This is a genomic window from Planococcus liqunii (assembly GCF_030413595.1).
GTDB classification, from domain to species: Bacteria; Bacillota; Bacilli; order Bacillales_A; family Planococcaceae; genus Planococcus; species Planococcus liqunii.
Genome location: NZ_CP129238.1, coordinates 3876081 through 3889278 on the forward strand (window position 1 = coordinate 3876081; position 13198 = coordinate 3889278).

Genomic DNA, 13198 nt, shown 5'->3' on the forward strand with positions numbered 1-13198 from the left:
AGCCGAGACCCCCCAAGACGCGCAGCGGCTGAGGAGGCTTGGCGCTCGCCCGCGGCAAGCGCAGCTGGTTTGCGGAATATCGGAGATATTCTAAGAGAAATTTTTTCTATATTTTTCTCAACAAGCTGAAGGTGCTGAAGCGCAAAAGCTTCAGCACCTTTATCATTTATTAGGATTTATTCAAACAATCCGCGTTAATGCTTAAAATATTTCCAATAGCTCATTGAATTCATCGATGGCGTAGTCGTAGTCTTCCACTTCGCCGAACCCATATTTCGCAAAGACAAAAGGAATGCCCGCGTCTTTGGCCGCTTTCCGGTCCCCTGCCGTATCTCCGACATACACCGAATCTTTCAAGCCGTTGCGCTCCATGATCAGTTTGATGTTTTCTCCTTTTGATAGCCCGGTGCGTCCTGGGTTCTCAAAGTCCTGGAAGTATTTGTCCAAGCCGTGATAGTCATAAAAGGCTTCGATATAGCCTTCCTGGCAATTGCTGACGATGAACAATCTGTATTTCTCCGATAAGGCACGGAGCACATCTTCCAGGTTCTCATAAAGAATGCCGCCCCGTTCGCTGATAAAATCGCCTTCGATTTCACCGCAGGACTGAATGAGTTCGTTGTGCATCTCGGCATTCAGATGCGGAAACAGTTTTTGCATGATTTCATGCATCTGCAGCCCCATCGTTTCTTTCAAGTGCTGCTTTGTCAGCGTATGATCTATTTTGTCGTTCTGCTCAATCGCTTTGTTCCATGCCAAGACGACGGTTTCCCGTGAGTCCCACAGCGTTCCGTCCAAGTCAAAAATAATGCTGTCCATTAAACCCTCTCCTCTGAACTGATATGCCTCCATTCTACCCTTTTCGGACGGGGAAACCAAACCATGTTGCCCCGCCTGCTTCTGCCGAAAGAACGCTATTCCTTATTGTTCCTTAATCCTACCCAGGCGCCCACAACCACGATTCCGACCAGAACGCTCCAGAAAATGGCTGTCCAGGCGAATGAATGCGGGAAGTCATGCGGCAAGACATGGATTTTTTCATGGGACAAGGTCATGACCAAGAGCTTGACGCCGACCCAGCCGACAATAATGAAAGCCGCGGTTTCCAGCTGCGGATAAGTTTCGAGCAGCTGGACAAATTTATGCGCGGCAAACCGCATGATGACCACGCCAATCAATCCGCCGCTCAGCATAATCACAAAAGGTCCGGCATTGATGCCGCCGATATTCGCATTTCCGAGATGCGGCAAAGTCAATGCCAACGCAACAGCGGCCAGCATCGAATCGACGGCAAAAGCAATATCCGCGACTTCAATTTTTAATACCGTGGTCCAAAAGCCGGAACCTTTCTTCACTTTCAGGACCGTGCCGTCTCCCCGGCCTTTCCGCTGGTCGTATATGTGCTTAAACGCAATGAATAATAAGTAAGCTGCTCCCAGTGCCTGAATTTGCCAGACGCCCACCAAAAGCGTAATCATAAAAAGAGCGGAAAACCGGAAGATAAAAGCGGCAGCCAACCCGTAAAACAGCGCTTTCTTTTTCTGCTCTCCCGGCAAATGCCGGACCATCACTGCCATGACGACGGCATTATCCGCAGCCAGAATTCCTTCCAGCCCCACCAGAACCAGCAGGACCCAAGCATATTCCAGTAAAATGGCTCCCATTCTTTTTCCTCCCATAGGATTGGACATCTGATAAAGTGATTGTCTGCCATTAAAGAACCTTTTTTCTATACTATACTAAGGAAACAGAAAAATTAACCAAACTTTCTGATATTTATAGAAAAAAATCTGGCAGGCAGATGAATATTATCTTTTCCTGCTCTTTTTCCGGCTTTTATATGGTAATGTTTCGGTATAGTCGAGGATGCCATAAGAAGTAAGGGGAAAAAGCAATGAACGAACGCGACTGGCTTATTTTAAAAGTGCTATATGAAAAAAAGAATATCACAAAAACGGCCGAAAGTTTGTATATTTCTCAGCCTTCCTTAACCAAACGAATTCAGCAAATAGAACAGGAATACGGACGGACTCTTGTTGTCCGCGGAGCGAAAGGCGTCCAATTCACCGCAGAAGGCGAATACCTGGCAAAATGCGCAGATGAAATGCTCGAGCGCCTTTACCGGATTAAGGATCATATCCTAGACATGGGCGAGGAGGTCAGCGGCACTTTACGGTTGGGTGTTTCAAATTATATCACCCGGCACAAACTGCCCGTCCTGCTCAAACTATTCGGAGAACAATTCCCGAAAGTGAATTATAAAGTACACACAGGTTGGAGCCGGGACGTATTTAACCTTGTTTATAACCAGGAAGTTCATGCCGGAATTGTACGCGGTGATTATAACTGGTCCGGACCCAAACAGCTTTTGTTCGAAGAAAATCTTTGCATCGTTTCGAAAGAAAAAATCGTTCTTCATGACTTGCCTTCCGTGCCGAGGATTGAGTATGAAACAGACAGTCTTTTAAAAAAGATGATCGACCATTGGTGGAGCGGCACATTTTCAAAGCCGCCGCTGCTTGGAATGGAAGTAGACAAAGCAGACACCTGCAAAGAAATGGTGTTGAATGGACTTGGGTACGGCATTCTTCCCAGTGTTCTTGTTGAACATTCGGAAGGCCTTCATCAAATCAACTTGAAGGACGAATTTGGAAATCCGTTAGTTAGAAGAACATGGCTGCTTTATCATGAAGAAGCTCTTCAATCGAAAGCAGCTAAAGAATTTATTCAGTTTGTGCAGACAATCGATTTTAAAAATCAATTATAAAAAGAGCGGGGATTTATTCCCCGCTCTTTTTAGGCTGTTGAGAAACAAGTGAAGCCTTTATTCATTTCGCTCCAAATGGACGCTTTCCGCGGGCACGGCTTCAGCCGCTTCCTTCGCTGCGCTCCGTCCAGGGTCTTCAGCTCGTGCTGCTCCCGCAGGAAACAAGACTGCGAAGCAGACTTGTTTGCGACGAAGCTAGCGCAGCGATGCAGGAGCACAATGTTTGCCCTCGCCACTTTCCGCTTCATTCCGTTCACTGTTTTAATAAAGTTCCCTTTTATTATAAAAAGTGAAAGAGTAGGCATGTTATTTATTCATTGCTCTCCTTCGATATGGAGCAAATCAGCGTAGAAAACACTGCTGCTCCTGCGCAAGCTCGTCGCAAAGACTTAGCCTCGCAGGCTTCGGCTAATGTCTTGCCTGCGGGGCAGCGTAAGCGACGAGACAGCCGAGCCCCCGCAAGAAATGATTGGGCTTTGCCCAATCATTTGCGACGAAGCTAGCGCAGCGATGCAACGCTCTTTCATGTTTCGAAGCTAGCGAAGCGATGCAGAAACAGGAGCACAAGGTTTTCGCAGCGGCTGAGGAGGCTTGGCGGCTCGCCCGCGGCAAGCGCAGCTGGGTTGCGGAATATCGGGTAATAAGTTATGTCTTTCTCGACAAGCTGAAAAGAGCGGGGATTTATTCCCCGCTCTTTTTTTATGTAATTTCTTCTGCCTTCCGCTATTCCTTTTTTCTATGCCTATCCATCCACTATCGGTATTTTAATTAGCTTCTTAATCGGCTTATGATTAATAGCAGAACTCCAAATAAGATGGATAACTTAGAAACCAGAAGCATTGATCGTTTTTTCGGAAGGGAAGAAACCGCATATGGAAGTTTTATTGCTCATTATCGTCAACGTCATTTTGCCGGTCTTTCTGCTGATTGGTGCAGGCGCTGTTCTTCATATCCGCTATTCACTGGATATGAATACCTTGGCAAAATTGAATACGTATCTTTTAATGCCGGCCCTCAGCTTCGTTAATATTTATCAGAATGAAATAGATGCCCATACGCTGTTTCATGTCCTCAGCTTTTTAATCCTCCAAAGCCTTTGTTTGATGGCTTTGAGTGCCGGGATAGCAAAAGCGGCTAAATTCGATAATAGCCTCTCCGCGACTTTTAAAAATAGCGTGGTCCTCGTCAATTCCGGCAATTTTGGCTTGCCGATCAGTCAGCTGGTCTTTCATCAAAACCCTTTAGGGTTGTCCATTCAGATTATCGTCTTGATTTTCCAGAATCTGCTTACTTATACATATGGCTTGTATAATTCCGTATCGGTCAATACCAAGGGGCTGCAGGCAATGAAGGTCTTCCTGAAAAATCCGGTCATCTACGCTTTTTTGGCCGGCCTTCTTTGCCACTCTCTATCCATCCAGATTCCAGGCTTTGTCTGGACGCCGATTGAAAATCTAGCTGCTGCATTTCTGACACTAGCTTTGGTCACACTCGGCGCACAGAGCGCCTCGCTAAAGCTGATCCGGTTTTCGTTGCCGCTGATTTTAAGTATCGTTGGCCGCCTGATTCTTTCCCCGGTCATCGCCATCATGGTGATTTTGACATTGGGCCTTGAAGGGACTACAGCACAGGCCTTATTCATCGCCAGCTCTTTTCCGACTTCCAGAAACAGTTCTCTTTTCGCTCTGGAATATGGAAATCATCCCCAATACGCTGCGCAGGCTGTGCTGATGTCTACTGTATTCAGCATTGCTACGGTGACTGTAATTGTTTATTCGGCAAAAATATTATTTCCAGGATAGCTCCACTTTGTGGGACTGGCGCTTATGAAAGCAGTTTGACAACTTGCCGCGAAATATCATGTGTATTGATGGCCGATTCCACTTGGCCAGCTTTTACGCAATCCATGAATTCCTTTAACTCGTAATACATCGTTTCATAATCCTGCGGAATGGAAAGGTCTTCCGTCCGGCCGTCGCGGTATTTAATGATAACTTGGCGCGGGTCGCTGATTTTATTGATTTCGATGACGCCTTCTTCGCCCTGGATTTCGCACGGCACATACGAGTCGGTGATTTTCGAATACATGACGATTGCTTCAAATTCTTTATAGGCCAGGATCATGCTGCCTTGCCCGTCTGCTCCCGTCGACAAGGAATAGCTATTCGCCAGGACTTTTTCCGGTTCACCGACAAGATGGATAATTGGCGCGATGCAGTAGACCCCAAGATCCATTTTTGCGCCGTTCCCGAATTCCGGTTTAAAGGCGTTTTCAATAATGCCTTCTTTGTACTTGTCGTAGCGGGAAGAATACTGGTTGAAATGGAACACAAGACGCCGTATCTGGCCAATCTTATGCAGGTTCTTTTTCAAGTTCAAGAAAGTCGGCGCAACCGTCGATTTCATCGCTTCCATATATGTAGTTTGGTGTTTTCGGGAAACTTCCACAATGCGCTCCATTTCCGCTTCAGAAATCACTGCAGGCTTTTCGCATAGCACGTGAATGCCGTGTTCCAACGCCAAAACACTTTGTTCCACGTGAAACGAATTGGGAGATGCAATATAAACCGCATCGATTTTTCCGCTTTGGAACATCTTGGCCATATCCGTATACACGGCTTCCACGCCGTATTTTTCCGCAAACTCCCTGCCCCGTTCTTCCGTTCGGGAATAAACAGCCCCCACACTAAACTCAGGCAAATCTTTTGCCGCTTTAAGCAGCCGGTCGGTAATCCAGTTTGTTCCGATAATGCCGAATCTCATCCACTATTCTCCCCTTCTTGGTTCTAAAACTTATTCTTTTTCCAATATACTAAGCTCTTAAAAATTTAGCCAGTTTCTGCAAGATGTCTCCATGCTCTTTTAAATATACACCTGGACTAATACTAACAGACCGACAAAGTTTGATGTTAAAAGCACCAACTGCATGCGCTACGCCGTTGATGCTTCTTTTCAATTTATATTTTATTGCGGATCGAAAAAGTGTATTGGACATTGGCAATGATGAGAATAAGCGCAACGACGAAAATTGCAAATAGTTGAGAAACGCCTGTGCTAACAGAATAGATGATCAACAAAAGCAGCGCTATAAACAAAGCAAGATTCATGGTGTTATGTGTACGGTACAGCCCTTCCAACATGACGTGCCGTTCCCCTTCATCTGAAACCGCCAATAATTTCTTGGCATAATCTTTCTCCCCTGGTTCCGGCAAGTCGCGTTCTGGATAAATCAACTGGATCAATCCCGAAGCGACGATTGAAACCACGATGGCACCGATCAATGTTGCACCCGCTGCAATTACTGCCCACACCGGCTGTTCGGTAATAACGGCAATTCCTATAGCCACCACACTGAGCACCATTGCCACAACGGAACCCAAGGTAATGTCACTGTAGCTTTTGTATTGTTTCGAATCGAGTTCGTCTTCTTCCTCGCCTTTTAGCTGAAGTTTCGTTTTTTTCTTGACCCGGAGGATAGTTGCCATGCTGAATACCAGCAACAACGCGGCGATGCCTGCTATAAGCAGCGTCAGTTCCAACCCGAAACTTGAAAAATCACTCGTAAAGTCAATGGACAGTGCGAAATACATTCCAAAGAAGCCGACAACTCCGCCGATCAGTATTTGAAAAATTTGCTTCATTCTACTTCCTCCTCTGTAAATATAAAAATATTTTCAATCTGTTCGTCAAAAATCCGCGCAATTCGGACGGCAATGAGCAAAGACGGCACAAATTCTTCACGCTCAATCAAACTAATGGTCTGTCTGGAAACTTTCGCCCGTTTCGCCAGCTCCGTCTGATTCAGACCATCGCGTGCACGCAATTCCTTCAATCTTGTTCTCATAAGCTCACCTCTTAACGAAAGTGTACAATAAACCTTTCAAAATGACAAGTAAAATTGTCAAAAAGAGCTGTTTGTTTGTCATTTTTATAATAAAAAAAGCCCTTATCCATTCGGCTTGATGCACTCCATAAAGAAGGCATCAATGAATGATAAGGGTCTTTTATTTGTTCTACCGTTTAATCTCTGCCAACACTTTCTCGTACATGCTTTCAATGCCGATGCCGGTCAGAAGCGGAACGCCGTCAATGACTTTGTCGCGGATTTTGTCCGGCACCAATGTGGTCGACAGGACGACATCGTATTCATCGATGCGGTTGATCTCATCGCTTACTTTGGACTGGTAAATCTTCACTTCCTGGCTCAAATTGTTTTCTTTCAGCCATTCCTCCACTTTGCCTTTTACAACGGTTGACGTCGCAATGCCCGTTCCGCACATAATCAATAGTTTTTTCATTTAAACCCTCTTCCCTTCCACTGTTTCATCTTTTACTTTTTCTGCATCTGGATGATCGCGCTTTGGCTTGATCTTGTTCTGGTAAATCAAACCGAACAGAATGAGCAGCCCGAGCGCCGACATGCCGTACCAGCTGAGGATTTTCGGAATCCATACGAATATGAAGGTCGTCCATACCGCTCCGTCAATCAACGAAGAAATGCTGCTGTTCTCTCCCATGTCAAAGTTGGAAGCGATTGCCGCTTCTGTAAACAGCGGTGCAATCCATGTAGCGATGTATAAGCCGATTCCGATATAGACGGTCCCGCCGATGACGGTACGGATGATATTCCCTCTGAAAATCGGCACCATCAAGCAGATCAGGAATGGAATCGAAGCCAGATCGGCAAACGGCAGCACCGAGTTCCCAGGCAGCAGCACCGCCAGGAAAATCGTAATGGGAATCAGCAGCAGCGCCGATGACAAAACCGCCGGATGGCCAATTGCCAGGGCACTATCCATCCCGATATACAAGTCTCTTCCCGGGAAGCGCTTTTTAACAAATGCGCCGGCTGCTTCTGACACAGGCGTTAACCCTTCCATCAACAGCGCCACCATGCGCGGCAGGAGCACCATGACAGCACCGGTCTGAATAGCCAGCTGAAGGATGCCCGGAATGTCATAGCCGGCCAGAATCCCGATCAGGATCCCGATCAGCACACCAATGATGGTCGAATCCCCTAAAATGCCAAGCCGTTTCTGGATGGTTTCGGGATCTGCCTCCAGTTTATTAAAGCCCGGAATCCGGTCGAATACCCAGTTCATCGGGATTGCCAGAAAGGCCGATGGTGCGGAAGTTCCGTGTGGAAACGTGATGTTCTGGAAGCCGTAAAAGCGTTCAATGTATTTGGCCAATACATCCGCCATAAGATACAGCAGCAGCAAATGCACAATGATGGTCAGGATGCCGAGCCAAAAATCGTTCGTCAAAGCGTAAACCAACGACCCGGTTAATGCGACATGCCAGAAGTTCCAGATATCGACGTTCAAGGTTTTCGTCAAACCGAACGTCAACAGCAGGATATTAACGCCGACGCCAAGCGGAATCGCCAGACTGCCGAGAGACGTTCCATACGCAATCGCCGCAGCTGCCGGCCAACCGACATCAATTGTGCTCAAGTTAAACCCGAAATTGTCGACCATCGCCTGAGCTGCCGGCCCGAGGCTATCTACCAGCAAACCGATGACCAGGTTGATTCCGACAAACCCAATGCCGACAATAATCCCGGCACGGAGCGCTTTCCCCGGTTTTGTTCCCAGAGCCAGCGCAAAAATGAAAATTAAGATTGGCAGTAAGACTGTGGCACCCAGATCAACGAACCATTGCAGAAACCCCATCGTGTTCCCTCCTTAATTCAATTTTTTGCGTTCTAAGCGTTTTTTAAGCTTTGCTTCCCTTGCCTGCGACCAGTTCATTCAGCTCTTGTGCGTCTTTCACGCTGGCCAATTGGGATACGGTTTCCGCATCCTGGAATAAGCCGACCAGTTTTTGCAGCGTCTCTAATTGGTCAGCCGGTTTTTTCAACGCCAGCATAAACACCAGCTTTACTTCCACTTCTACATCTCCCTGCCCCATAGCCGTAAACCTCACCGGATTTTTCAAGGATGCAAAAGCGATTTTCGATTCATTGACCATATCTCCGTCGGTATGAGGAATCGCAACCCCGTAAGGCTGAGTCGGCAATCCTGTCGGGTAGGACGCTTCCCGCTGAAGAACACTTTTCACAAACCCTTCTTTTACAAACCCTTTATCCAGCAATTTGTTTCCGAGCAGTTCCAGCACTTCTTCCTTGGAAACCGCTTCCACATTGATCAGCGTCAATTCTTTGTCTAATTTCACGTTCACTCCCCCTCCTGTCCGTGTAAATCAGCGCAGTGCTTCTAGAAATGTTCCGTTCACTTACAATTGTTCCAGCACGGCACATTTGATGTCACTTACATTATAAAAGCGCTTTCACAAATAAGCAATAAACATTTGCAATATTTAAAAAATGATAAATATAAAAGGGGATCCTTCTCCTTTAATCTGAGAAGGATCCTCTTTTGCAGTTCCGAAATTCATTGAATCACCCAGTGCATGTCTTTCAAATCCACTGCCAACTGAACGGTCTGGCCCCTTGAAATGCGCTGTGCTTGCTGGCCGGAAAGGCTGCATTCCAGCTCCAGGCCACCCACCTCTACTTTGCATGTATAAAATCCGTGGTTGAACCGCAGGCCTTGGACAATGCCTTCAAAATTCCACCGGTCTTTACGGGAATCGTCAACATTGCCGTGCATCAGCTGAATGGTTTCTGCCCGAAGAATCAAAAAAGCCGGTCCGTTCAAGCCAGCTTCTGCAGCTGGAAAATCAAAGCCTGCGGATGTTGCTGCAAACCGGCCTCCCGCAATGGTGCCCGGAATGATATTTTTCATTCCTAAGAACGAGGCGACTTTTGTGCTGGCGGGCTGTTCGTACAGCTCTTTAGCGGTGCCGACTTGCAGCAGTTCTCCTTCGCTCATGATCCCGATCCGATCTGACAGATGAAACGCTTCTTCGCGGTCATGAGTCACAAAAACCACTGTGACCCGGAGCTCTTTCTGGATGCGGCCGAGCAACTCCCTCATCTCTTCGCGGAGGCTTGGATCCAGCGCACTGAACGGCTCATCCATCAGCAACAAACGGGGATCCGCGACAAGAGCCCGGGCCAGCGCTACACGCTGCTGCTGGCCGCCGCTCAATTCATTTGGAAAACGGCTGCTGTATCCTTTCAGCCCAACATGGGAAAGCATATTTCGGGCACGCTCGAGGCGTTCCTTTTTGCCGGACTTTTGCATTTTCAGGCCAAAGGCGACATTGTCTTCCACCGTCATATGCGGAAAAAGCAGCGGCTGCTGAAAGACCATGGCAAACTTTCGAGCTTCCGGCGGCACTTTCGTTAAATCGGCATCTCCCACCCACAATTCTCCTTTGTCGGGCTCGAGAAGCCCGGCCACCAGCTTCAACAGCGTCGTCTTGCCGCAGCCGGATGGGCCAAGCAAAGAGAAGAACTCGCCTTCTTGGATGGCCAGATCAACCGGCTTTAAGGAAAAGGCACTGCTTCCGGCCTGCTGAAGCGATCCGTATTGTTTTTCGATATTGACTATGCGCAGCTCACTCACGTTTTCACTCCTCTACGGTTTTTACGGCCGCCGTTTTCTTATTGCGGTAATAACTCTTTAATGCGAAGTCCAGTCCCAATAGAGCTGCAATCGCCATAGCGGCAAACACCAGCGAATAAGCCGAAGCGATTGCCGGGTCTCCTCCGCTGATAAATGGAAACAACAGAATCGGCACGGTCACCATCTGGCCGCTGCCAATGATAAATGTGATTAAATATTGGCTTAAGGAAATCAGGATGCTCAAACTGGCGCCCGCTGCAATTCCCGGCAGCAAATGCGGCAGCACCACGTGGTAAAAACGTGAAAATGCGCCGGCTCCAAGCATCCGCGCCTGGTCTTCCCAGTCGGTTGACAAGGTATTGTAGCTGATGATGACCGCCCGCACGACATACGGCAAGGTCGGAGAAATATGAGCCAGGACAACCCCTAAGATGGTCTCCGTCAATCCGAGGCGCAAAAAGGTCAGATGAATCCCCATGACTGCCACAAATGGCGGAATGACAATCGGCGCAAAAAGGATGGCTTCCACCAGCCACTTGCCTTTTATTTGGTGGCGGACCAGTGCGTTGGCAGCAGGCACGGCAAGCACTACGTTAACGGCGGTTACAATCAGGGCTATCCATAAACTCATACCGATGGCCCGAAAGGCATCCGAACTGCCGAACAGCACGTACTCCCAGGCCCGCAGGCTGAACGATTCCGGCAACACATGCGGCCATTGCCAGCCATAAGAGACGCTGGACAAGACCAACGGAATAAATGGGAAAACGATGAAGAAAAACAGGAACAGGAAGAACAAAGCTTTTGTAAAGCGTGTGAGACTTTTCATCCATCCCACCCCCTCAGCACATTCCAGCGTTTGCTGAAGTAATAGACCACCAGCCCCAGAAGAATCGTCAGAGACGCTAGAATGATATTGACCGCCAATGCTTCCGGCCGGTCAGCCAGCGTGCCGCTGGTATACAGCTGATACGAATACACCGGCAGGACGCTCGGATAAGTGACGCCCAATAAAAAAGGAACTTCAAATGCCGAAAAAGTAAAGACGAACACGATGAATGTGGCAATGGTCCAGGCCGGCATCATCACCGGCAGCACAATGTCACGGATAAAATCCCAATTCCCTGCCCCGAAAACCCGCGAAACATCCCGCCAGGAGCGGTGAATCCGCGCCAAGACTGGATACATCATCAGCGAAACGAACGGAGCTTCTTTCCAGGCATATGCCAGTATGATGCCCCACCCAAATGAATCGTTGACCAGCACAGGAAAATCCGTTATTTCATCAATCCACCCGGCAGAGGCTAAAATTTTCGATAAAAAGCCGCTTTGCATAAACAACAGCACCACAATATAGCCTCCAACAAGATGCGGAATCGTCAGAGGCAATTGAAACAGGCGCTGCCAAAACCGGGAGCTTCGGCCTTTTTCAGAAGCCTGCAGCATAAACAGCGCCACTGCCATCGCCGCACCTAAAAGAGCGGCAATCAGTGAAGACAATGCAGCAATCCGAAAAGTAAGGGCAAGGGAATCCCAGAATGCCTCGGAATTCAACAAATTGCGATAGGCGGCGATGCCAAAGCGGGTTTCGCCGATCGCCGGGAAATAGCCGAGGCTTTTCAGGAAACCATCAAAAAGCCCTCCAAAAAAAAGGAGGACAATCGTTGCGACGGCTGGAAACAGCAAGAGATATGGTTTAATCTTTTGCGACATTTTCCATCCATCCTTTTTCGATGATTTCAATATAATCCGATGAAAGTTCGGGAAGCCGGTTTTGCTCCAATTCTTCGATCGGCAATGTGGCAGCGCCTAAATCCACATCATTCATGGCTTGCTGCTGTTCTGCAGACAACTTTTCAAAATCCAAGGCGGATAAATCGCCCCAGTTTTCTGGAGACAGTTTTGCCGTCTGTGCTTCAGGCGACATCATTTCGTTGATAGCCACCATCGCACCGGCTTTTTGAGACGAATTAAATGGAATCGACAAGTAATGGGTGTTTGCCAGTGTCCCGCCGTCAAGCACGTAAGTGCGGGTCGATTCAGGGAATCGGCCTTTCAGGACTTCACTGGCCGCAAGCGCCGGGTCATAGCTCATGGTCATCCACACTTCGCCGCTCGCAAACAATTGCTCCTGTTTTGCCAGGCTTTCCGGATAGGTTTCCCCTTCGCGCCACAGATAAGGTTCAATCTCGTTCAAATACTGCCACATCGGTTCCATGCGCTTATCCAAGTCGGCTATTTCCGCTGCCGGCTGCTGGTATTGCCCATGCCCTCCTGTGGTTTCATAAAGCACATGGCGGATAAACGCACTGCCTGTAAAATCCGGCAAAGCCGGATATGTGAATTTCCCCGGGTTTTCTTTTGCCCATGCGGCCAGTTCTTCCATCGATTTTGGCGGATTTTTCACCTTGTCTTCATCGTAGACGAGGACAAATTGGGCTTTCCCCCAAGGCGCTTCCAAACCTTCTACAGGCTCGCCAAAATCGGCTGCGATTTCAGGCGCCTCCGGGTCGATGTAATCCTGGAAGTTGGGCAATAGGCCGGTGAAATCCCCCCACAACAAGCCATTGTCTTTGGCGGCTTTGAAATTTTCGCCGTTGATCCAAATAATGTCCATGCTGCCTTCAGTCTTGCCGGCTGATTTCTCATCCACCAATTGATTGACGAAGTCCTGCGCATCGTTCACCGGCACCCGGTTCAATTCAACGTCATGCTCTTCCTGAAGGCGAGGAGCCACCCATTCATCCAGGTAGCGGTTGATGTTTTCATTTCCGCCCCACATGTACATATTGACTTCCTGGCCGGTAGCCTCTTCGGTTACGCTTTTCCAATCGCTTTTTAGCAGACTGTCCGCTTCTTCCGGCGAGCTTTTTCCCGTTTCAATGGAGCAGGCAGCAAGCATGAGCACCAGCAATCCTGAAGCCATCAGTGAAATTTTCTTCATTCGTCCACTTCC

14 protein-coding genes are annotated in these 13198 nt (G+C 48.1%); 2 read left to right on the plus strand and 12 right to left on the minus strand.

Going from position 1 to position 13198, the window contains the following annotated elements:
• Positions 1 to 201: 201 nt before the first annotated feature.
• Together QWY22_RS19150 and QWY22_RS19155 are read right to left on the minus strand one after the other, a co-directional pair.
• Positions 202 to 819: an HAD family hydrolase gene (locus tag QWY22_RS19150; RefSeq protein ID WP_300982371.1), complete on the minus strand. Its 618-nt coding sequence runs from the start codon at positions 817 to 819 to the stop codon at positions 202 to 204.
• Between the two features lie 95 nt (positions 820 to 914).
• Complete coding sequence (locus QWY22_RS19155; RefSeq protein ID WP_300982372.1) at positions 915 to 1664, minus strand: TerC family protein; 750 nt, start codon at positions 1662 to 1664, stop codon at positions 915 to 917.
• A 230-nt stretch (positions 1665 to 1894) separates the two neighbouring features.
• Here QWY22_RS19155 and QWY22_RS19160 point away from each other — a divergent pair, with 230 nt between their 5' ends.
• Together QWY22_RS19160 and QWY22_RS19165 are read left to right on the plus strand one after the other, a co-directional pair.
• On the plus strand, positions 1895 to 2767 hold the full coding sequence (locus tag QWY22_RS19160; RefSeq protein ID WP_300982373.1) for a LysR family transcriptional regulator: 873 nt from the start codon (positions 1895 to 1897) through the stop codon (positions 2765 to 2767).
• A gap of 872 nt (positions 2768 to 3639) precedes the next feature.
• Positions 3640 to 4569, plus strand: a complete 930-nt coding sequence (locus QWY22_RS19165; protein WP_300982374.1) for an AEC family transporter — start codon at positions 3640 to 3642, stop codon at positions 4567 to 4569.
• A 22-nt stretch (positions 4570 to 4591) separates the two neighbouring features.
• Here the strand turns inward: QWY22_RS19165 and QWY22_RS19170 are convergent, their stop codons facing one another.
• From QWY22_RS19170 to QWY22_RS19215, 10 genes are all read right to left on the minus strand, one after another.
• Positions 4592 to 5530 carry a Gfo/Idh/MocA family protein gene (locus tag QWY22_RS19170; RefSeq protein WP_300982375.1) on the minus strand — a complete coding sequence of 313 codons (939 nt, stop codon included), beginning with the start codon at positions 5528 to 5530 and terminating at the stop codon, positions 4592 to 4594.
• 194 nt (positions 5531 to 5724) lie between these two features.
• Positions 5725 to 6408 carry a DUF3169 family protein gene (locus QWY22_RS19175; protein WP_036811010.1) on the minus strand — a complete coding sequence of 228 codons (684 nt, stop codon included), beginning with the start codon at positions 6406 to 6408 and terminating at the stop codon, positions 5725 to 5727.
• A complete protein-coding gene (locus QWY22_RS19180) occupies positions 6405 to 6611 on the minus strand; it encodes a helix-turn-helix transcriptional regulator (protein WP_176294322.1) in 207 nt (68 codons plus the stop codon). The genes QWY22_RS19175 and QWY22_RS19180 overlap by 4 nt, the downstream gene beginning before the upstream one ends.
• Positions 6612 to 6780: 169 nt before the next feature.
• Positions 6781 to 7065, minus strand: a complete 285-nt coding sequence (locus tag QWY22_RS19185; RefSeq protein WP_176294323.1) for a PTS sugar transporter subunit IIB — start codon at positions 7063 to 7065, stop codon at positions 6781 to 6783.
• Entirely contained in the window at positions 7066 to 8442 is a 1377-nt protein-coding gene (locus QWY22_RS19190) for a PTS galactitol transporter subunit IIC (protein WP_176294324.1), read from the minus strand.
• Positions 8443 to 8485: 43 nt separating this feature from the next.
• Positions 8486 to 8944, minus strand: coding sequence for a PTS sugar transporter subunit IIA (locus QWY22_RS19195; protein ID WP_300982376.1), 459 nt, complete (start codon positions 8942 to 8944; stop codon positions 8486 to 8488).
• Positions 8945 to 9162: 218 nt separating this feature from the next.
• Positions 9163 to 10242, minus strand: a complete 1080-nt coding sequence (locus QWY22_RS19200) for an ABC transporter ATP-binding protein (RefSeq protein ID WP_300982377.1) — start codon at positions 10240 to 10242, stop codon at positions 9163 to 9165.
• A gap of 4 nt (positions 10243 to 10246) precedes the next feature.
• Positions 10247 to 11071, minus strand: coding sequence for an ABC transporter permease (locus QWY22_RS19205; RefSeq protein ID WP_300982378.1), 825 nt, complete (start codon positions 11069 to 11071; stop codon positions 10247 to 10249).
• A complete protein-coding gene (locus tag QWY22_RS19210; RefSeq protein ID WP_300982379.1) occupies positions 11068 to 11955 on the minus strand; it encodes an ABC transporter permease in 888 nt (295 codons plus the stop codon). The genes QWY22_RS19205 and QWY22_RS19210 overlap by 4 nt, the downstream gene beginning before the upstream one ends.
• Positions 11939 to 13186 (minus strand): ABC transporter substrate-binding protein, encoded by a 1248-nt coding sequence (locus QWY22_RS19215; RefSeq protein WP_300982380.1) that lies wholly within the window; start codon positions 13184 to 13186, stop codon positions 11939 to 11941. Before QWY22_RS19215 ends, QWY22_RS19210 begins: the two co-directional genes overlap by 17 nt.
• Positions 13187 to 13198: the final 12 nt, after the last annotated feature.